This window comes from Priestia sp. SB1 (genome assembly GCF_038898415.1).
This window is the reverse complement of the sequence record NZ_JBBJSS010000014.1, coordinates 26,392-46,823: the sequence shown is the minus strand read 5'-3', so window position 1 is coordinate 46,823 and position 20,432 is coordinate 26,392. Positions and strand designations below refer to the sequence as shown.

Genomic DNA, 20,432 nt, shown 5'->3' with positions numbered 1-20,432 from the left:
AGACGTCCCCTCCTTACAACCCTCTTTTTACCTCTATTGATTCACTGAATATATAGTGATAAATATCTCCAAAGGCATCTTTTTGTACATCTTCAATGTTTGCTGTCAAAACAGGGATTTTGATATGTGACCGTTCTTGACTTGGAATGCTTAAGATATCACGCATGGTCTTTTTCGTGTTTGTTTGATTTCCAGCGACAAACAAGACTCGCCAATCTAAAACAGGTTCTTCAAAGCCCACATAAAGATCATACTTTTCGAGCGTTTCTTTTCCACGTTTCAAAAAGTCGTTATACCTTTGGATCTTTTGAATGGTATTTTGTCGTTTGGCTACACTACGTTCTAGTTCAATAAACAAGCCAATATTTTGCTCGCTATCTGCTTCTCCAACAACCAATACGCCGTCCGGTTTGATTACCTCTGACTTGCTCTTTCCATATTGGAAGGTCCCTCTTGCTTCTGGAATCCATTCCTTAACAGCTAGACCTACTTCTTCTGCCTGCTTCCTGTAGGATAAAACCAAACGGTTTAACATCAATTGATGCTGATACCAGGCAGGTACGTCTGTTGACCATTTTTTCTGCCATTTCGAGAACCCTTGCAATTCCTGTACGTTCTCAACACCAAATGCATCGAGTGTATATAGATTGCCTGGCTTTTCATAGCCTGGCATGGGAACGGTAAAGCTCTTAAGATACTTTGATTCCTCTAGCAATCGCAAACGCTGCATCACATATTTTCGGTCTGCGTAATTCGTTAAAATGTGATCCACAATAAAATTTGAATCAATGTAGATAAAGTCATGTAGCTTAATAAGTAAATCGGTGTCTTGTTCATTCAGTGTGATATATTTTTTCATGTTGTTTCCCCTCTCTCCTTTGTCTATAAGAGAAACGTTACGTTCGTGAGCCATTAACCTATTTTTCTATCTCTGTTTATAGTAAAACGCTTACTCCACTCTTTTCCTGCCATCTCTACTCATTCTTTTCTGAAGGTTTTTTCTTTCGTAGTGACACAATAGGCTGTGGCTCCATTGGTAAATCTTCTATCTTTGTCTTGGAAAGCTCCACAGCAGGTTCCAACGATGTAGAATCCATTTCTGGAATTTGTTCTTTCTCCTCTGAAACAGGCTCGACAGCTGCCGCCGTTTCCTTCGTGCCTTGGGTTTCTTCTTTCATGGTAGAGTTCCCCCACGAAAGGGTAAGCATAGGTTTGAAAGGCCTATGGACTATTGGTTGTTCCTGTTCTGGCTGTTTTCTCTGTTTCTTTGAAAGGGTAATCGTCGCAAAAGAACTTTTTTCATGTTTATTCTCTTGCTTCACACTTTCTTTTTGACTTGTTTCAACTTCACCAGCAGATGCTGCAGCAATGCTCTTTGATGGCTCAATAGTTGAATCCGTTTTCTTTTCTAAGGAAATCGGCGCCTCTGGCTGCGCTTGTAACGGGGCCTTTGGTTTCTTAGGCTGTAATTTCTTCACTTGTTTTGGTTCATAGGTTTCACCTTGTAAATAAGCCCGAATCATGACGTCAACTTCAGATTGATGATGGCCATTTTTAGATGACAACTCTTTTACTTTGGCCTTTGTCCACGCATCTGCCTTCGCTTCTTCCGTTGCATGTTTGTATCGTGCTTTTTTTCCATTCGGCATATATCGATCTAATGGAGGTAACTTGGCCACACATTGCACAATTTCATCCACACCATTTACATTATCCTGTGTACGAATGACGGTTACTAAGTCAGGCAAGTTTCGAAAATACGATTCTGAAAAAAGAGGTTGATCTTTTTTGGTGCCTTGAACACTGAACATTTTACTGGCTGCAGCTGCACCTTCAGCCCCTTGTCGGCAAACAAAGAAATTTCCCTGAACTTCTGTTAGGGCATTTTTGAGTTCTTGGTCTAGTTGATGCATAGACTGTGTACCAATTCCCAGCGACAATCCTTTTTGACGTTGTTCCGCAATGATACGAGGCAGAATCGTCATTTTCTCTAGTCTGGCAGCTTCATCAAACACGAACTGATGCATTAAAGGATTAGGCGTTCTGGTATCAGCCACTCGGTAATACAAGTAGGTGAGAAACCCACCAATTAATCCTGTTTCTTCTTCACTTAATCCACTAAAGTCATAAAAGATAATATGTCCTTCATCCATCCATTCGCGAATAGGAAGAGTGAATTCTTTTTGGCCAAACATCCGACGTAATAATGGATTAGCTGAAAAGGTATCTAAACGATTAAATAATGCAATGCGACTAGCATCAATTAGATCTTCTGCTTCATTCTCCCAAAAATCTAATACGTCATACGCTTCAACATTATCCTCTAGACGGTTCAAAATCCGTTTTCTGAACGTAAAATCATTCACTAATGGTTTTACACCCAAAATCGTATGTTGACCTTCTACGTCCAATACGAGCGTTTTAATACAATTCACCAAAAGACGTTCCGTTTGTTTCGCCACTTGGAAGTTTTCACCGATAATCCGCATGACAATTTGTGTGACTCGTTCAGGTGATTCACCTGGAAAACGATGAAGCAAGTTTAAAGCCGGTGGATATTCTGTATCTTTAAAAGAGATCCAATGAACTTTATCCCAGTTAATGGTGGCCCCATCATATTCAGCCTTCAACATTTGATTCAATAAAATCATGGCCGTATTTCTGGCAGGGTCACCAAACGAGAAACCAGGTGATGGTTTGTTTTCCATGCCTTGCTTAATAAATTGATGAACATAACTCATCAATACATTATTGAGTAGAGTGGATTTCCCAGAACCCGTCACACCCAGCAAGGACCAATGCTTTTGGAGAACACTCATTAAAATTCTGATCGTACGATCTTTTACAAACGGATGATATTGTACACCGAAATCAACAGACCCTTCTTCATAACTCAAAAGATGGTCTGGAAGAAGCTCTTCACCACGTTTCGAATGGGGAACCTCTTTCGCAAGCTTTTGCATAATGGTTCGTTCATCAAAGTGAGGTAAATGAAGGAGGTTCGCAAGCTCTCCCCCCGTCCATGTCATACGATACGGACTCATAGTCGGATACCATTGAACAGCCTTTTTCCACTTCTTGTACTTCAATTCATTCACATGATGCAAAACGGAATTAATCGCGTTGGCCATACTTTTTACGACAGGTACACCAGGGTAGTACTCGGAAGCCATGGACACTGTACAGTCAAAAGCTACTTCATTGCCTGAGTAACGATGTTTTAAGCCTACTAATTCCTCTTTATCAAATGCAGACTGATCTCTGAGAGGTCTATCCCCTTTTAAGTCCTTTTCAAGCTTCTGGATGGCTTTTCGGAGCTTCCACCCATCATTAGGGGTAAAGCCTACTTGTAACCATGTACCAGGCTTCATATGCGAAATGATACCGGGTAGTTGATCTGACTTATACCGTGAAAGAGGAAGTGACTTTTTCAAATTATTGCTTTTTAATTTCAAACGTCCACCCACGGCCTTTTTTTCTGGAAATTCTAAGTCATCCGCCGGAAAGAACGTTAAATTCGGATAGACACTCTGAAAATTGGACTTAATGGCTTCTAACTGATTCTTTTCGGCTCCCATATAGAAACGGTATTGGATCCCTGCAGATTCATCTACTACGTGGTGAATGAGAAATGAAAAGCGTTCCTTCCCAAGAAAGATCCTTTCCATCCACCTACGCTTTGTTCCATGGATCCGTCTCATTAATTGTCCTAACATTTCTTTCGACACGCCATCATCTGCGTGTGGCAGCATTTGAACATACTCAAACTGTCGTTGAATGCGAAAGACAGCGCATATCCACCGGATCACAAGAAATAGCAGCAGCAATGCCAGTAGTAATTGAATGCCGTGAATAAAAAGTGTGAGCCCATGCTGAATAATTTCTGGGCGGTATGACAGAAGAGATAAAAGCAGTTCTTTCTTCCAAATGCCAACGCCAGCCAAACCAAGAACAGCAATCGCTCCCCCCTGCCGTGGATGTTCAACCAGTTGATCCAGTATATCGTCAAAGATGGTCGATTGTTTTTTAGATCGTTTTTGGTTCATTTTGTTTCCCCTCCTTGCGAAGAGAGGAAGGAAAAGAGCTATGAAGTTTTCGAGGAACGAGGTTCATAGGGTGTTAGGTTCCGAGTTGTAGTGAAGTACGTTTCTAGGGTGATGTGCATCGGTTCGTATGGTTTCCAGCATGTGTAAGGCCATGTTGGGTTGACGCTAGGTGCGCCCGCCGCCGATACGAATGAATGATACAACTAAAAATAGGAGTACTAGTAGGACTTCTCCCATCGGTACATGATTACTAACGTAATCAATGTTACCTCAGGAAAAGTATCTTGAAAAAAGTAGGATGTTTAGTGCTTACTTCCATGATATTCCTTCCCTACACGTGCTTCAAGGGATTTCCAGAGAAAACAACCTAATACCTAGTAGAAGTTTTACTACATAGCCCTTTAAGGTCACATTTTTTAACAAAACTGTAATAAAACCTCCTATTTTTATTACTTTCATCCTAATGCATATTTGTCACGAAACATATGCACATTTAGTCAATTATGTATGAGCTATCCTATTGAGTCATATACCAATTCAAGCTTTAATCAGACATTGACAAAAACGAGGTTGCGATTGCCTTTTGTCCATCATTTTTATACAATGACAGTGATTATTCTGTAAGGAGAATAGTTACGTTTGTGAATCGCATCAAGAAAGGATTTTGGATCTTTTCTTGATGCTTTTTTTATGAACGTTAATCATCTGTTTTCATGAAAAGTTTGAACTGATTCAAGCTTGAAGTAAGATCAAAAACAGCATGATTTGTATAATGCTTGCGTCTTTGGCGAGCCGATTCTTCACGTTCTATCTCTCTTAATTTAGCAACCTGCAGCTCTCGATCCACTACATGCTTTTTCTCCAATATCTCTTCTAACTCCATACCTACATGAGACAACATGACGTCACTTAAACGCTCCATCTCTTCCACAAATTGAGTTAGTTGAGCAGATCGATGCTTCTTGAACAGCCCTTTCATCACCCCAAAGAGATACTTAAAGAAGACATCTTCTCCTTGGAAATCTCCTGCAATCACAGAACCCTTTTTCTGAACCGTTAAGCCAACGGCCTCCACGGATAAGCGTACATAATCCGGAGTAGACGAAATAGAACAATAAGAAATAGCAAACTCTTTAAAGGCTAACTGAACTTTCCCCCAGGCCCTAAAGATAAAACGACCATCTGTAAAACCCCTGTTAAACAACGCACTAGTAAAGGAGGAAGGAACATTCCCCGGAATAGGTGCCGTCTGTAGACTAGTAGAATACGTGGACGGTAAATTTAAGATACTATGTTCAGAAGAACGAGCAAACTCTGTACCCTGAGAAAGCGATAGAGCCGTCCCACCCACCACCGTATCTTTAATTGTATTTGAATTGAGCCCATTATTTTTAGGAGCAGTGTATGGCTCTTTTTTTGAGGCTTCAGATTGCGTTCTACGGGCTTTTACTTCGTTAATGATACATAACTCTGTTGAGGCCCCTCTTCCTTTACCAGAGACCTTTTTCAAAAGGATTTCTTGCTCTTCCAATCTAGCAATTACTTTTTTAAACGTGGCATAAGGGATTTTCTTCTCAGCATTCACACTAGACGTAATTTGCTCAGCAAGATCACGTTGTGCCCCTGATACACGTCCTCCCTGCGCACGAACAAATGCTAAGACGTCGCCTTCCCACTCTTGGATATGGCTATATATACGTTCTTCACGTGGTTTTGCTTCTTCCCAAATGACATAGCTAAATAGCATGCCCGATAACTCGCGAATTTTTTTCGCAGATGGAGCATGGAAACGGCCTTTATATGCACTCTTTACTTTTCGTTTAACCTCAATTTGGCGCATTTGAGGCATATTTTTTTGATTCCAGTTATGTAAGTATGCTTCTGCTGTTTTTTCATCGTATCCAGCTGCCTTATAAGCTAAGGCAAGCGTGTAGCAAGCCGTATCACGTTGACCTTTATTTACACCTTCTAGGATCTTTTGAACAGCAGGATGTTTTAAAAGAGATTCATAGCCTTTGCAGAATCCTTTTTTGTATGTATGTACGTCTTGTTGATCTTGTTCCTGAATCAGTTGGAACCATTCACATAGGTCATCAAACGATACGCGCTCTTGTGAATGAAAGACCGTATTTTCATCCGTTGGTAAACGGAAGAGTCGCTCTGGACCAATCGCATTTGCGTCCCCTTTTAACATCTCCGCGATGCATATTTGAATACGGCTATAATGAGCATTTAACTTGTCCGAAGCCCGTTTTGACTGGTCTAAAAACCAGTGAACATGAAACCCTTTAGAAGGCGTTTGAACGATTAAAGAAGGCATTGGAAGTCCTGCTTCTGTAATCAACTCTTGCACATCTGGAAGAGTCATCCCCTCGTTCTCACCGTTTTTTGCATCAATATCAATCGACATCGCATTGATCCAACGTAGCGTACTTAAACGACGTAGATCATTTCGATAAAACGTATTAGGCGTAAAGTATGTATAGTCTTTGCTGACATTAAATAACGAACCATAGGTACGAACAGCTTTTGTCTTCTCTTTCGTAAAGTCTTTTGATACGAATACCCACCCTAAATGGCTACTGTAACCGTTTTTTTGCTTTTGTGTTTGTTTTTTTGAATATTCCGTCAACTGGTTCCCGTAGATTTGTTGCGCAAGGTTTCTCATTACATGTGTCCCTCCATTTATTCGGAAACACAAAAAGCGTCGTTTACCGTTAAGTGGTAAACGACGCTTTTACATAGAGAGAAACTCTATAAATTTAGCGTTACCTGTTCAAATTAATCACTCATATTATCTTGATTATATTTTCTACTTGTAGTAAAATTCCAAGTAGGAAAATACATTATGTACGTTGAATACGTACATTGAGTGAAAAGCTTGAGCAGCAGTTTACCGTAGTGACGTTACGGTGAACGATTAGATAGGATTGCCGTCCGATTCTAATCGCTTGAGCTTTTTGCTTTTTTCCGTTCATTTAGTTGTACTTCTATGATACTGCTAAACTTAACCACTTTACAAGTATAAAATAAAAAAAAATAACCATTTTATTCTAAATAATCTGATAACTTATTACACAAACTATTATCTCCTATGATGATTCTTAATGACTTATTTCTTTACCATATGTTATAACACTGGCGTATTATTTATCGAGTATTATGTTACAGAAATAGACCTTTAATGCTGTAGTCTATGTTCAAAACGCGTAGAATCTTAAAAGATTCTACGCGTTTTGTCGTTTTTAAAGCACGATACTTTATTTTTAAATATATTAAGTTTTATTATACCTTAAAGAACTAGGTTATAATTAGCATAAGATTATTTTAGTTAAACTAAAGTCAAACTAAAGATCATGTAATTCCCTATGTACATAGGTTTATATCTTTTAAGTTGAACTTACGAATCTCTAGGATAACATATATAACACAACAATCATCTTTCAAGTTCAACTAATTGATTAAATTACCAAGAAAGATCAAAATTCTAATTATTTAGTTCAACTAAAGTTTAACTGGTATATCTTTTTCATCTATCAAACCCTATTCCAAAAGTGTATTATAGGCACTTTCAACCTTTTAACATATGTAGTAACATTTAAAGTAACTATCTCCGCAAAGAAACAAATGAAAAGATTTTGAATTTAAAAAGAGGATATATTATCCTGGTTACATAATAGTTCTCTATAAGTTTCAAATTGGGTTCCAACTATTAGAGTGCTGATAATCAAGTTTACATAAGTTTAATAGTTATATTGATAGGAAGAGAGGTAAAAACATGGGTACTGATGATAATCAAGTTAAAAACCAAGCTGTTGAAGAGCAAACAGAAGAACGTGAATACATTATAAAAGATATAGCAGAGATTTTAGAAGAAGAGCCACATACCATACGTAACTGGTTAAAAGAACTTGAAGGCTATATTCCTTTCACAAAAAAGAAAAATGGATATCGTATTTTTAAAAAAGATGGATTAGAAAGATTTCAATTAATTAAACAGCTAAACCGAGATCAAGATTATACACTTAAAGAGATAGCTTTATACCTTGATACTGGAGGAGAAGCATTCAAGCCAGTTCCAGAAATAAGGGCTGATTCCATATTAGCTGATGAAATGAGAAGGATGAGAGAACGTCTTGATCAATTAGAGGAACGTGATAAAAAACGGGACGAAGTACTTATCAACTTAGCAGAGCAACTAACTAAGCAAAATGCTTATATTGAACATACCTTACAAGAAAGAAATGAAAACCTCACTGCTGCTATGCGTGAGATGCTAGAGGGTAAAAAGCTCACCGCAGTAAGTCAGCATGAAGAACAACCTACTAAGAAAGGTTGGTTACAACGATTATTAGGTAAGTAAAGTTGTAAAAGTGATTATTCATAAACATACAATTGCTTTTCGGTAACCTTTACTTTTAAATTAATAAAGAATTTTTATAATTAGTAAAAAATAACACATTAGAGTAATTTCATTCCATTCTGTGCAACAAAAAACCTTGTTCTACTAAGGACAAGGGTTTTTTTCTATAAAAATATGAATACCTTGAACAAAGACCGCCCATTATCCATAGTGTATAAGGCGGTCTTAACTATATTCATGCTATATGTTTATGGTCAAAATATCGACATTATTCTAAGAAGACGTCAGATAAAAAAGGCAATGGCCAAAATCGTTGCTAAACAAGCTAAATAGATATTTCCACTCCAATCTCTCTTTACTTTTTCATCCACCAAATAGCTATTATAAGAACCTTGAATTGGTTCTATTTTAAGCTTACGTTGTTGCTGAACCTCTTCATCTAAGATCAAGTCGTATTCCTCCATTGTTTGATAATTGTACGGCAGGAAACGTCCTTGTTCGTCTCTCAATCGATTGCTGACGTCTCTTTGACTCTGTTTGTTCTTCATTGATAAAGAGCGGCTGTTTGGGTTGAATAATTGTTTCTGATATTGTTCTGCTATTTGTTGATGTTCCAAATAGTGTAAGAGCATTTGGAGACGCTCCTTTTCGTTCACTGTTATCACATTTCCTTCCTCCTTTCTCTTCAATAATAGGCTCTTGCTCCATCCATAACTGGTGGGAAGATTGTTTCCACGGAGAGGAGGGAAGAGGGACGTCACTCATTTTATACTTTTTCATTAGTTCTAAGAAAACAGGGTTGTGGGCTGCTGTAAAAAGCGCACACCTCATAATTTGATTTCGGTCTAACTCGGTGGCCTGAAAAAGATGATTTACATATGTACGATAAATAGCATGATACCGAACCGTTGGTCGATAAGTACCTACTTGATTTTTCGACGTCTTATTTCCCTTCATACGTGTGTTTTCCTTTTAATATAACCTCTAACATCTGTTTACCCTCTAGCGTTAAATAGACGACGTCTTTTCGACTTAATAACGAGATCGCTAATTCTTTTGTCATTTAATTCGCTCCATTCGTGTTAGTTTACAATGACGTCTTGCTCTGACGTCTTAATAAATGTTATGAGCCAATACTTGTCCACTATGCCTACTTAAATAATCATTTATGTATATTTTTGTAGGCAGTTTGGAAATACTGCTAATACATAAAAACTAAAATGAAGGAGCTAGTTGATTACTAATGAATTTTTTCGGTTTAGGAAAACCCTATAAAACCAAATTGGGAAAGTACCTTGAATCTAAAGGAATTAGTGTTACATGGTTAGCGAAAAAGACTGGTTTAAATAGAAACACAATAAACAAGTTAGTTAACGAAAGTAAAGATTATTCGCCAAAGTTAGTGACAATAAAGAAAGTTATGAAGGTAATAAACAGCGAAATTGATAAAAATAAGAAAATACATGATTTTTTTGATATTTGACATTTAAATACTAAGAATATGCATCATCATTTATATTAAAGTTTTTTAATTGACGCTTCATCAAAGTTTCGTTTAGGTTAATATAAAGTTTTTCAGGGTATATAAACAAATCCTTAAACTTTTATATAATCTCTTTAAAGCTTAGTAAATACATGAATTTATATATCATTGAAAATGCTTATGAGTACATAATATAAAACCTACATGCCTTTTTTATAAAATAGCTGTATAGTCGACGTCTAATCGATAAATTTCAACTTACAAAAAACACCTAATTTTAAGATTAGGTGTTTTTTGTTTAACTTTTAATTCTCACTTCTTTTTAACTTATCCATTAAACACATCAAATGGAGCTCCATTTTCTTTTTGGCGTATTTCAATGGCTAGCACCCATTTATATATATGAGTAGGTGTAAAACCTGCTTTCTCCAAACCCTTTGGAAAATAGTCTGGATGATCGCGAAGCCAATAAAGACGTTCAAGAGCTTCTGGCATGGCCCCTAAACTATACAACGATTTACTCTTCACTTTTTTTCCTTCACGATAGGTTTTTTTTATAAATAAATACGTTTTTCCTTTTGCTTTTTGTTTTGCAAGATACCCAGGCTCTGTTTTTTTCCCTTTCACAAAACCAGCTCCTTCTTGGTTTTACTACACATTTAAAATTTAAAAGTGTAGTAAAAATCCCTAATTCTTCACACGTGAAAATTTTCACTCCAACCAACATTACTAAAAACTATTCGTATTCTTCTTCAAAATCATCATTATTCATAAATCATAGTCTTCAACATTTCGTTAGGACACTTCAGAAAATGGCGTAAAACTAAGCGTTAGCAACTTTCTTTCACCTGCTTTTTGAAACATACTAAAATTAACCTTTTACTTTAATACATTATACGATAGTGGATTAAGGATTGTAAATCAGTTTAACAAAATTAATTCACTATTGTATAATGTATTTAAATTAAGGTGGAGGAATGAACATGGTAACTATAAAGCCCAGATTGCGAGAGCTACTAAAAGAAAGAGGTCTTACACAAGGACAATTGTCAGAAATGACAGGAATCCCACAGGCAAGCATTTCTCGTTTTGACAAAAACGAACAACATTTAGATTGGCATTTGTTTAGTATTGCTAAAGCTCTAGGAATATCAGTAGAGAAATTATTTGAAATAGAAGAATGACGTTTCACTTTTTCAGTTGAGTAGAAAGCTAAGAAAGTTAATTTATAATTACGCTAGGATGCTGTTTTACGTATAGACTAGTAACAATATAAGGGCAGGAAGTGTTTTTTATTCATTAGTCTAGTCTAGCTAATACTTAATATATTGTTAGATCGATTAGAAAGAAGGGAAAACTTTTGTCAAAAGGTATCAGTAAAAAAGAAATAAGGGAATTTTATAAATATAAAGCTGGAATTAATATAACTGAAGATATTAGAAAAAATTGTGCCAAATGTTGTTTTTTCAATAACATTTCAAAGTATTGTGGAGAACATAAAATTAAAGTGAAAACCAATGAAGGTTGCGATAAATTTAAAACACAAAGATTGCATAAAATATTTTCTGGAGGGTCTATTTCTCCAAAGTAATAAAACACTCTCTTTTAACATTTAATACTAGAATAATAAAGACATTTTCGTACTTTTAATTAAATGAGAATTAAGAGTATGTAAGTGTCTTTTTTTGGCTACGTTGCATGCAGTTTTAATTCTTTTAAGCTCTTCACTAAATTCCAATTTAAGTATTAAGAAAGTTAATAATATTAACACTATAAGCAAATATAAAGCATTTAAAAATATATTGATTGTTATATTTATAAAATAAAGAGATTAATTAACTACTCTTAGGCCTTCTCTACTACATATAGTTTAAAGAAAGTATCACTCACTATTCTTTTAAGGATGCTTTCATTAAAGTTGTCCCTTTACCTTTCGTACCTATATTCCTGCTTTTCACTTCTATTATCAAGCATTATATGAGAATAATTGTAATTTTTTTAGGTAAGAGGTTGAATATCCTACGTACGTACATTATAATGAAAAAGTTGTAAAAAAATATCAAAATAAGGGGAATTTGATATGCCAGTAACTCAAAGAATTGTAATAGATGCTGATCCTTCTATAAAAAAAATGTTATCTGAAATATCAGAAGAGTACGATAAAACCATGAAAGATATAGTTTGTAGCTTAATAGAAAACAAGTATAAAGAAATGTATCTAAAGAAACAAGAAGAAAAAAGTGTCCGTCTGCTTAATTTAAGTCTAGAGGATTTAAAAGCTAGACTAAATTAACAAATTAGCACAGCTACTGTTCACATTCTAGTCCTGTCGGCTTGAATAATGGGAATTTCAACGCTCTTCTTTTGAATGAACATTAAAATAATTTTATTCATTTCAAAAAAAATTCTGTTTTATCTTAGTCTTAACTAATTCATAAAATTGTTCAGGGAAGTAACTATTTTACCTATGTAGGAGTGCCATATGCAAAAAAACAGGTTTATGATGGGATGTTTATGGGGATTAGCCTTCGCTATTCCTATTTGGATACTTATTATAGTTTTAATATATCATTTTATAAAATAGTAACCTCTGAAGAATTTATTTTAGATTACTATCTTAAACTCGAATGATGATCAAAACGATTAACAATTCTAATACCTTATGAGTGAGATGGGGGAGTATATTTTTCATTTACTAATTAATCTTTTTTAAATATAAGGAAATAAATTTATTGGAGGCTATCATGAAAGAACCACTAAACTTGAAAGAAGCGTTTCAACTATTAAAGAAACGCCTCTTATTTATCATCGTTATTACAGCAATTTTCACTACCATAACTGGCATAGCTAGTTACTTTATTTTAACGCCAATATATCAATCCTCAACACAGATTCTTGTAAATCATGCAAAAAGTAAAGATGCAGTTTATAGTCCTAATGAAGTACAGACTAATATTCAATTAATTACTACTTACAATGCTATCATTAAAAGTCCAGCAATTTTAGATAAGGTCATTAAAAAGGAAAATTTAAAGATGACTTCTGGACAGTTAAATAAATTAATTTCTGTTTCAAACGAACAAGAATCACAACTTGTTAATATTACAGTACAAAATGAAAATCCACAAAAATCTAAAGATATTGCCAATGCAATTGCAACAACATTTCAGAGTGAAATTAAAACTATTATGAATATTGATAATGTAAGCATTCTAGCAAAAGCCGAATTAGGCTCGCGGATTAAACCTAACCCTGTATTAAATATGACCATTGCTTTAGTAATTGGACTAATGGCCAGTGTAGGTGTAGCATTCTTACTTGAATATTTAGATAACACACTTAAAGAAGACAGAGATATTGAAGACCAACTTGGCCTTCCTGTCCTAGGAACGATAAATATTATGAACTTAGATCAAGCCACTAAGGAAAACAAAAGCAAAATGAGAATTAACGAAACAAGAGGTGATTCAATTGGCTCGCAAAGATAAAGGTAAAATTTTACAGTTACGTAATAGGAGTTTAATTTCCTTAACGAATCCAAAATCGTCAATAGCTGAAAGATTTCGAACAATACGTACAAGTATTCAATTTTCAAACGTTGATATGGATTTAAAAGCCCTAGTGGTTACGTCTCCCCAACCTGGTGAAGGTAAATCAACGATAACTTCTAATCTTGCTGTTGTATTTGCTCAGCAAGGAAAGCGTGTTTTGTTAATAGATGCTGACTTACGTAAACCTACTGTTCATTATACATTCAATACGGAGAACCATGTTGGATTATCAAATGTTCTAAGTAGACAAGCAACATTGCAGAAAGCTGTGAAAGCATCTAGCCAAGAGAATTTATGGATTTTAACAAGTGGACCAATCCCACCCAATCCTTCAGAACTTCTTGGTTCAAAAAGCATGAATGCTTTATTAGACGAGGTAAAGAACAAATATGATTTTGTCCTCCTTGATTCACCACCAGTGTTGGCTGTGACAGACGCACAAGTATTAGGGAATTTAACTGACGGAGTGGTTCTCGTTATCAGTAGCGGAAATACAAAGATCGATTCTGCAAGAAAAGCAAAGGAACTACTTGAAAATGCAAAAGCAAAAATCCTTGGAGTTGTAAATAACAATAAAAAAGAACAAAATATTCTTTACTATTATAACGAAAAATAAAAATAATCTAAAAAAAGCTCGTTAGTGGTAATTAGCCCATTTTACATTTTTAGGAATTTTATAGATACCATGATAGTACGTTGGTCATGGTAGATGCAGTTAATACGATAAGGCTAGCATCGCATAAAGGGGTTACCAAGATAATTGCTACTCAAAAACATCGGCCAAGAATTTATTAATTGTTGTTAGATGTTTTTGAGCGGGGGGATATTCTAGCGCTTCATCTCAGAAACTACCTATATGTTAGGTTGTCTTTTAGATATATTTCAAACTATACGAAAAATCTTTTGTTTGAGATGTAATTAAAGGCGTGACACAGATTCTTGTACATTGAGAGAGAATAATTGAGTTGGAAAACACCCTAAGAAAATACCTTAACTTGTAAAAAAATAGAATACTAAGCTTCTAAAACAAAGTCAACCTATGCACAAGCAAGTACCAAATAGGATTAAGTGTGAAAATCCCCTTAAATTTCCCATACTTAATTTGCAGTTAGGAGACACCTATGAGTAATTTTAATGAATTTCCAAAAACAATAAAAAAAACAGTTCGCTATATCTATCAAGAGGCACCGTTAGACAAACTGGTAGATATTCAGAAAGTAATAAATGATGCAATTGCTAAGAGAAAAATAGATAGTACTAAATAGACATTTTCAGATGTCTATTTAGTAAGTACATATATTATTTAACAAAATATTTTTTATAACAAAATTTCATGTAAAGAAGGGGTCAAGTTGGTTTACTCAAAAAGAGTGTCACTACTCATGGGGATGGATTCACTTATTGTCTTATTTTCAATATTTAGTGGATATTATATTTTAAATCCTTATGTTAATACTTATAGTTTAGAAATGATAACAATTAGTTCTTTGACTTTACTTATAAGTCATCATGTGTTTGCATTCATTTATCGTTTGTATCATAAGGCCTGGGAGTATGCAAGTGTAGGAGAGCTTGTTACGATTGTTAAAGCCATTACATTATCTCTTGGAACCGCAGCTCTTGTTCAGTTGCTTGTGAGTGGGCATGTATATGTTCGAGTTTTATTCATCACATGGCTTTTACACATGTGTCTTATTGGGGGATCTCGATTCTCCTGGAGGATAGTCAGATATCGATTTATTAAATCAAATGTGACAAAAAAGAATGCACTTATTATTGGAGCAGGTTCAGCAGGTACGATGCTTGTTCGCCAATTATTAAAAAATAATGATAGCGAACTAAAACCAGTTGCTTTCGTAGATGACGATATGTCAAAGCAAAAACTTCAAATTTACGGTGTAACAGTACTTGGAAAAACGGAAAATATTCCTGAGATTGTAGATAGTAATGGAATTGAACATATTATTATTGCAATTCCATCACTTAATAAGCATGAAATTCAAAAGATATATCAAGAGTGTAGCAAAACTAAAGCACAAACAAAAATTATGCCTATGCTAGAGGACATAGTTACAGGTAAAGTATCTGTGAATCAATTTCGAGACGTACAGGTTGAAGATTTATTAGGACGTGACCCAGTAGAGCTAGATATTCAAAGTATATCAAAAAATATAACTGGAAAAACAATCCTTGTAACTGGTGCAGGAGGGTCTATCGGTTCAGAGATTTGCCGACAAGTAAGTAAATTTAAACCAGATAAAATATTACTACTTGGTCATGGAGAAAATTCAATTTATTCTATTGATATGGAACTAAATAACAAATATAAAGGTGAATTCGAAATTATACCTATAATTGCCGACGTACAGGATCGTAACCGAATTTTTGATGTGATGGAAAAGTATAAACCAGATGTTATTTATCATGCTGCTGCTCATAAACATGTTCCTTTAATGGAATATAATCCAACAGAAGCCGTAAAAAATAATGTGATTGGAACCAAAAACGTGGCGGAAGCGGCAGATACATTTTTGGTTAGCACTTTCGTGCTTGTTTCATCCGATAAAGCTGTTAACCCAACAAATGTTATGGGGTCTACGAAGAGAATTGCAGAGATGGTGATTCAAGAATTAGATAAACATAGCCAGACAAAGTTTGTAGCTGTCCGTTTTGGAAATGTTCTTGGTAGTCGTGGTAGTGTAATTCCGTTATTTAAGAAACAAATTCAAACTGGTGGTCCGGTTACCGTAACGCATCCTGATATGACGCGTTATTTTATGACGATTCCGGAAGCTTCAAGACTTGTAATGCAGGCAGGAACACTTGCTCACGGTGGAGAAATTTTTGTCCTTGATATGGGTGAGCCTGTTAAGATTGTTGATTTAGCGAAGAACCTAATTAAACTTTCCGGTTATACAGAAGAAGAAATTGGGATCAAGTATGCAGGAATTAGACCTGGAGAGAAAATGTATGAAGAGCTTTTAGGAAAAGATGAAGTACATGACGAGGCGATTTTCCCCAAAATTTTTGTTGGAAAATCGGTAGAAGTAGATTTTTCTCAGGTTACAACGTTAATTAGTAATTATGAAGTTTATGACACAGAGTATACCAGAAATTATGTATTAAACTTGGCTAATAATCATAAAAGAATACTTGCACAAAGTATGAATTAGTTTGTTTCTTCATTATAGAAGAGAGTAATACCATCTTTCATAAAATAAGGAGTAAAATATTGTGGATAAACTATTAATTTTAGGTGCAGGTGGTCATGGAAAAGTAGTATCTGAAATTGCCCAACTCATGAATCAGTGGGAAGAGATAGCTTTTCTAGATGACAGGGAAGATATTTCAGAAGTATTAGAAATTCCTATAGTAGGTAGACTAGCTGACTTACCTACATTAACAGACGAATTTAAATATGCATTTGTAGCTGTAGGTAACAACGCTGCTCGGCTTAAATGGACAGAAAGATTAAGTAATCATGGTTTCAAAATCCCCACTCTCATTCATCCTTCGAGTATAGTAAGCGCAAAAAGCTCTATAGAAGAAGGTACTGTAATTATGGCAGGAGCAGTTGTAAACCCAGACACAACAATTGGTAGAAGCTGTATCATTAATACAGCTTCTACCATTGACCATGACTGTACATTAAAAGATGGTGTTCATATATCTCCTGGTACTCATATCGGTGGCACTGTGAAAATTGAGAAGCAAACATGGATTTGTATTGGGGCCACTATTATAAATAATATTAATATTGGTCAAAATTCAGTCATAGCAGCTGGAGCAGTTGTTACTAAAAATGTACCAAGCAATGTTATAGTCGCAGGTGTACCAGCAACTATAAAAAGAGAATTCACAGCATTTAAATAAAATAGAACGCACCTGAAAATGAAAGGAAGTCCTTGATATGCAAAATAGAATTTTTCTTTCCTCTCCTCATATGAGTGAGGAAGGATATGAGAAAGAATATGTAAAAGAAGCTTTTGACACAAACTGGATTGCTCCTCTCGGAGAAAACGTAAACAAGTTTGAAGAAGAGTTAGCAAATAAAATAGGTTCAAAATCTGCAGCAGCTTTATCATCTGGAACAGCTGCCATTCATCTCGCTTTAAAAGCAGCTGGAGTAGAAACTGGAGATATTGTTTTTTGCCCGACACTTACTTTTTCAGCTACGGCAAATCCAATAATCTATCAAAATGCTACCCCTGTTTTTATTGATAGTAATGAAGAAACTTGGAATATGTGCCCTGAAGCACTAGAAAAGGCTTTTATAAAGTATCCTAAGGTAAAAGCTGTTATTGTTGTCCACCTTTATGGCCTATCAGCTGATATGGACAAAATTACAGAGCTTTGTAGAAAACATAACGTTCCCTTAATTGAAGATGCAGCTGAAAGTCTAGGGACTTATTATAAGGGAAAGCATACAGGTACTTTTGGAGACTATGGTATCTTCTCATTTAATGGTAATAAAATTATTACAACTTCTGGTGGAGGGATGCTTGTCTCAAACAATATAGAAAAAGTTGCCAAAGCTCGTTTTTGGGCTACACAAAGTCGTGATCTGGCAAAGCATTATCAACACAGTGAATTAGGTTTTAACTATCGTATGAGTAATGTTGTTGCAGGTATTGGTCGAGGTCAGTTAAAGGTCTTAAATCAGAGAGTAGAGAAAAAAAGAGAAATCTTCTCTTTTTATAAAGAGCACTTAGAAAATCTTGATGGACTAGAATTTATGCCTAGCAACGAATGGGATGAACCAAACTATTGGTTAAGTAGCATAACTTTAAACGGTCAAGTAAGACCCCTTGATATTATGGAGGCACTAGAAAAAGAGAATATTGAGTCAAGACCTGTATGGAAGCCTATGCATATGCAACCTTTCTTTGCAAATTATGATTGTGTTCTTAATGGAACGTCAGAGAAACTATTTAAAAACGGTGTATGCTTACCAAGTGATACGAAGATGACATCAAACGATTTGATAAGGGTTGTAAATGCTATTAAAAAGTTGTGGTATCAATAATGCAAGGGTCTAGCAATGGTATTTATAAAAAGTACATAAAAAGGCTTCTAGATATTACATTATCATTAACTGCAATTATTTTTTTAAGCTTTTTAATTTTAATCATAGCACTATTCGTTCGATTAAAATTAGGGAGCCCTGTGCTGTTTAAACAAAAGCGACCTGGTATGAATGAAAAGGTATTTCTCATGTATAAATTTCGGACAATGACAGATGAGCGTGGGCAAGATGGAAAACTACTTTCTGATGATATAAGGCTTACTAAGTTTGGAAAGTTTTTAAGATCTACCTCCCTGGATGAATTACCTGAATTATTTAATATTCTAAAAGGTGATATGTCATTAGTGGGTCCCCGACCTTTATTAGTGCAATATTTGCCTTTATATAATGAGCACCAAAAGCGCCGTCACGAAGTAAGACCAGGTTTGTCTGGATTGGCACAAGTAAATGGAAGAAATACTCTTAGTTGGAAAGATAAATTTGATTTAGATGTGAAATATGTGGAAAACGTAAATTTCATTCTGGATATTAAGGTTATATTTCTTACAATTAAAAAAGTTTTTATCCGTGAAGGTATTAATTCAGAAACTGCTGCAACAGTAGAGGCTTTTGAGGGAAATAAGGACAACTCTTAAAGAGGTTTTGTCTTATTAAGTTCGATAAGACATTTAACAGCAGTAATGCAGGAATCTACAAATTTATATTAACAATTTAGATAAAGTATCAATTACTATCAATAAAGATTAATACTTGGTTATCCCAGGAGGAAATATATGATTTATTTATATAGTATTCTACTTTTCGCAAGCGCATTTATCATAGTATGGGCCATGATTGGTTATCCATTTTCTCTGAAAATGATTAATAAGGTAGTTAAAGAGAGAAATTTAGAAAAGGACTATACTCACCAACCTACAGTTACGGTTATGGTAGTCGCTCATAATGAGGAAAAGGTTATACTAGACAAGTTGAAAAATATTATAGAATTAGATTATCCAAAAGATAAAATAGAATTCTTAATCTCATCAGACAACAGCACTGATAATACTAATAAGATAGTTCAAACCTTTATAAATGACAATAAAGAACATAAGATTCGTCTTTTTGAAGTAAAAGATCGCAAAGGAAAAACAAATGCTCAGAATGAAGCTCAGAAAACAGTAACAAGCAATTATCTAGTTATGACCGATGCTAATTCTATATTAGAAAAAAATGCAGTTAAAGAACTTATGGCTACTTTTACTTCAGATAAGATTGCTTATGTTTCTGGGCGACTTTCAATTATAAATCAGAACTCGAGCGATGTTAGCGGAGCTGAGGCAAGTTATTGGGACAGTGATTTAGCTATTCGGGAAATTGAAGGAAAAATACAGACTATAACAGCTGGTAATGGAGCTTTATATGCATGTAGAACTAATGATTATCATGATTTTAATCCCATTGAATGTCACGATAGTGCAATGCCTCCTTATTATGCTCTACAAGGAAAAAGAGCTATTGCAAACCATGATGCAATAGCCTATGAGAAGGCTGGGGAAGTAATAGAAGATGAATTTGGAAGAAAAGTAAGAATGAATAGAATTATCTTAAAACACATACTACCGGATTTAAGAATACTTAACATATTCAAGTATAAGTGGTTTTCTTATTTTTATTTTGGACATAGAACATGTAGATATTTATTATGGATCTCTCATTTAGTCCTATTAATAACTAGCGCCTTGCTCTTGGAAGAATCTAAATTTTATTTTGCACTGTTTACAGGACAAGTTTTATTTTATTTATTAGCAGTAATTAGGGTTTTCACTAAATCAGACAACAAATATTTAACTCTAATTTATTACTATTGTGTAACAGTCATGGCTCAATGGGTGGGTGTATTTAATATACTTACAGGCAAAGCAAAACCTTTCTGGGAAAAAGCAGAAAGTACGAGATAAAATATTTTAATAATAGGTAGAAT

General features: G+C 34.9%; 20 protein-coding genes. 13 read left to right on the top strand and 7 right to left on the bottom strand.

The window, feature by feature from the left end:
• Nucleotides 1-13: 13 nt before the first annotated feature.
• From WKH56_RS32535 to WKH56_RS32520, 4 genes are all read right to left on the bottom strand, one after another.
• The gene (locus WKH56_RS32535) at nt 14-859 is read right to left on the bottom strand and encodes a replication-relaxation family protein (RefSeq protein WP_048407643.1); all 846 of its coding nucleotides are present in this window, start codon (nt 857-859) and stop codon (nt 14-16) included.
• A gap of 115 nt (nt 860-974) precedes the next feature.
• On the bottom strand, nt 975-4,046 hold the full coding sequence (locus WKH56_RS32530; protein WP_342837562.1) for a TraM recognition domain-containing protein: 3,072 nt from the start codon (nt 4,044-4,046) through the stop codon (nt 975-977).
• A 697-nt stretch (nt 4,047-4,743) separates the two neighbouring features.
• A complete protein-coding gene (locus WKH56_RS32525; RefSeq protein WP_342837561.1) occupies nt 4,744-6,714 on the bottom strand; it encodes a primase C-terminal domain-containing protein in 1,971 nt (656 codons plus the stop codon).
• 178 nt (nt 6,715-6,892) lie between these two features.
• Nucleotides 6,893-7,024 carry a hypothetical protein gene (locus tag WKH56_RS32520; RefSeq protein WP_342837559.1) on the bottom strand — a complete coding sequence of 44 codons (132 nt, stop codon included), beginning with the start codon at nt 7,022-7,024 and terminating at the stop codon, nt 6,893-6,895.
• Nucleotides 7,025-7,824: 800 nt separating this feature from the next.
• Here WKH56_RS32520 and WKH56_RS32515 point away from each other — a divergent pair.
• Nucleotides 7,825-8,409, top strand: coding sequence for a MerR family transcriptional regulator (locus WKH56_RS32515; protein WP_342837557.1), 585 nt, complete (start codon nt 7,825-7,827; stop codon nt 8,407-8,409).
• Between the two features lie 284 nt (nt 8,410-8,693).
• Here the strand turns inward: WKH56_RS32515 and WKH56_RS32510 are convergent, their stop codons facing one another.
• On the bottom strand, nt 8,694-8,858 hold the full coding sequence (locus WKH56_RS32510) for a hypothetical protein (RefSeq protein WP_342837555.1): 165 nt from the start codon (nt 8,856-8,858) through the stop codon (nt 8,694-8,696).
• On the bottom strand, nt 8,845-9,366 hold the full coding sequence (locus WKH56_RS32505) for a hypothetical protein (protein WP_342837553.1): 522 nt from the start codon (nt 9,364-9,366) through the stop codon (nt 8,845-8,847). Before WKH56_RS32505 ends, WKH56_RS32510 begins: the two co-directional genes overlap by 14 nt.
• A 286-nt stretch (nt 9,367-9,652) precedes the next feature.
• On the opposite strand from WKH56_RS32505, the gene WKH56_RS32500 reads away from it, so the two are divergent.
• A complete protein-coding gene (locus tag WKH56_RS32500; RefSeq protein ID WP_342837551.1) occupies nt 9,653-9,892 on the top strand; it encodes a helix-turn-helix domain-containing protein in 240 nt (79 codons plus the stop codon).
• A gap of 327 nt (nt 9,893-10,219) precedes the next feature.
• Here WKH56_RS32500 and WKH56_RS32495 read toward each other — a convergent pair whose 3' ends face one another.
• Entirely contained in the window at nt 10,220-10,519 is a 300-nt protein-coding gene (locus WKH56_RS32495) for a hypothetical protein (protein ID WP_342837549.1), read from the bottom strand.
• A 356-nt stretch (nt 10,520-10,875) separates the two neighbouring features.
• On the opposite strand from WKH56_RS32495, the gene WKH56_RS32490 reads away from it, so the two are divergent.
• The 11 genes from WKH56_RS32490 to WKH56_RS32440 all read left to right on the top strand — a co-directional run bounded on the left by WKH56_RS32490 (nt 10,876) and on the right by WKH56_RS32440 (nt 20,409).
• Nucleotides 10,876-11,076 carry a helix-turn-helix domain-containing protein gene (locus WKH56_RS32490; protein WP_342837547.1) on the top strand — a complete coding sequence of 67 codons (201 nt, stop codon included), beginning with the start codon at nt 10,876-10,878 and terminating at the stop codon, nt 11,074-11,076.
• A 176-nt stretch (nt 11,077-11,252) separates the two neighbouring features.
• Entirely contained in the window at nt 11,253-11,483 is a 231-nt protein-coding gene (locus WKH56_RS32485) for a hypothetical protein (RefSeq protein ID WP_342837545.1), read from the top strand.
• A 489-nt stretch (nt 11,484-11,972) separates the two neighbouring features.
• Nucleotides 11,973-12,185 carry a hypothetical protein gene (locus WKH56_RS32480; RefSeq protein WP_342837543.1) on the top strand — a complete coding sequence of 71 codons (213 nt, stop codon included), beginning with the start codon at nt 11,973-11,975 and terminating at the stop codon, nt 12,183-12,185.
• A gap of 451 nt (nt 12,186-12,636) precedes the next feature.
• Complete coding sequence (locus tag WKH56_RS32475) at nt 12,637-13,380, top strand: YveK family protein (RefSeq protein ID WP_342837542.1); 744 nt, start codon at nt 12,637-12,639, stop codon at nt 13,378-13,380.
• Entirely contained in the window at nt 13,364-14,059 is a 696-nt protein-coding gene (locus tag WKH56_RS32470; protein ID WP_342837541.1) for a CpsD/CapB family tyrosine-protein kinase, read from the top strand. The genes WKH56_RS32475 and WKH56_RS32470 overlap by 17 nt, the downstream gene beginning before the upstream one ends.
• Nucleotides 14,060-14,564: 505 nt before the next feature.
• Nucleotides 14,565-14,708 (top strand): hypothetical protein, encoded by a 144-nt coding sequence (locus WKH56_RS32465; protein WP_342837540.1) that lies wholly within the window; start codon nt 14,565-14,567, stop codon nt 14,706-14,708.
• A gap of 87 nt (nt 14,709-14,795) precedes the next feature.
• A complete protein-coding gene (locus WKH56_RS32460; protein ID WP_342837539.1) occupies nt 14,796-16,616 on the top strand; it encodes a polysaccharide biosynthesis protein in 1,821 nt (606 codons plus the stop codon).
• A gap of 61 nt (nt 16,617-16,677) precedes the next feature.
• Nucleotides 16,678-17,316 (top strand): acetyltransferase, encoded by a 639-nt coding sequence (locus tag WKH56_RS32455; protein WP_342837538.1) that lies wholly within the window; start codon nt 16,678-16,680, stop codon nt 17,314-17,316.
• Between the two features lie 37 nt (nt 17,317-17,353).
• On the top strand, nt 17,354-18,469 hold the full coding sequence (locus WKH56_RS32450; RefSeq protein ID WP_342837537.1) for a DegT/DnrJ/EryC1/StrS family aminotransferase: 1,116 nt from the start codon (nt 17,354-17,356) through the stop codon (nt 18,467-18,469).
• The gene (locus tag WKH56_RS32445; RefSeq protein ID WP_342837536.1) at nt 18,469-19,104 is read left to right on the top strand and encodes a sugar transferase; all 636 of its coding nucleotides are present in this window, start codon (nt 18,469-18,471) and stop codon (nt 19,102-19,104) included. The genes WKH56_RS32450 and WKH56_RS32445 overlap by 1 nt, the downstream gene beginning before the upstream one ends.
• Nucleotides 19,105-19,242: 138 nt before the next feature.
• Complete coding sequence (locus tag WKH56_RS32440) at nt 19,243-20,409, top strand: glycosyltransferase family 2 protein (RefSeq protein WP_342837534.1); 1,167 nt, start codon at nt 19,243-19,245, stop codon at nt 20,407-20,409.
• Nucleotides 20,410-20,432: the final 23 nt, after the last annotated feature.

What these genes read in the sequence shown, in the direction of transcription:
- WKH56_RS32500 (WP_342837551.1), top strand. Translation starts at nt 9,653, where the DNA reads ATGAATTTTTTCGGTTTAGGAAAACCCTATAAAACCAAATTGGGAAAG.
- WKH56_RS32480 (WP_342837543.1), top strand. Translation starts at nt 11,973, where the DNA reads ATGCCAGTAACTCAAAGAATTGTAATAGATGCTGATCCTTCTATAAAA.
- WKH56_RS32515 (WP_342837557.1), top strand. Translation starts at nt 7,825, where the DNA reads ATGGGTACTGATGATAATCAAGTTAAAAACCAAGCTGTTGAAGAGCAA.
- WKH56_RS32505 (WP_342837553.1), bottom strand. Translation starts at nt 9,366, where the DNA reads ATGAAGGGAAATAAGACGTCGAAAAATCAAGTAGGTACTTATCGACCA.
- WKH56_RS32475 (WP_342837542.1), top strand. Translation starts at nt 12,637, where the DNA reads ATGAAAGAACCACTAAACTTGAAAGAAGCGTTTCAACTATTAAAGAAA.
- WKH56_RS32440 (WP_342837534.1), top strand. Translation starts at nt 19,243, where the DNA reads ATGATTTATTTATATAGTATTCTACTTTTCGCAAGCGCATTTATCATA.
- WKH56_RS32445 (WP_342837536.1), top strand. Translation starts at nt 18,469, where the DNA reads ATGCAAGGGTCTAGCAATGGTATTTATAAAAAGTACATAAAAAGGCTT.
- WKH56_RS32535 (WP_048407643.1), bottom strand. Translation starts at nt 859, where the DNA reads ATGAAAAAATATATCACACTGAATGAACAAGACACCGATTTACTTATT.
- WKH56_RS32520 (WP_342837559.1), bottom strand. Translation starts at nt 7,024, where the DNA reads ATGAACGGAAAAAAGCAAAAAGCTCAAGCGATTAGAATCGGACGGCAA.
- WKH56_RS32525 (WP_342837561.1), bottom strand. Translation starts at nt 6,714, where the DNA reads ATGAGAAACCTTGCGCAACAAATCTACGGGAACCAGTTGACGGAATAT.
- WKH56_RS32530 (WP_342837562.1), bottom strand. Translation starts at nt 4,046, where the DNA reads ATGAACCAAAAACGATCTAAAAAACAATCGACCATCTTTGACGATATA.
- WKH56_RS32465 (WP_342837540.1), top strand. Translation starts at nt 14,565, where the DNA reads ATGAGTAATTTTAATGAATTTCCAAAAACAATAAAAAAAACAGTTCGC.
- WKH56_RS32450 (WP_342837537.1), top strand. Translation starts at nt 17,354, where the DNA reads ATGCAAAATAGAATTTTTCTTTCCTCTCCTCATATGAGTGAGGAAGGA.
- WKH56_RS32490 (WP_342837547.1), top strand. Translation starts at nt 10,876, where the DNA reads ATGGTAACTATAAAGCCCAGATTGCGAGAGCTACTAAAAGAAAGAGGT.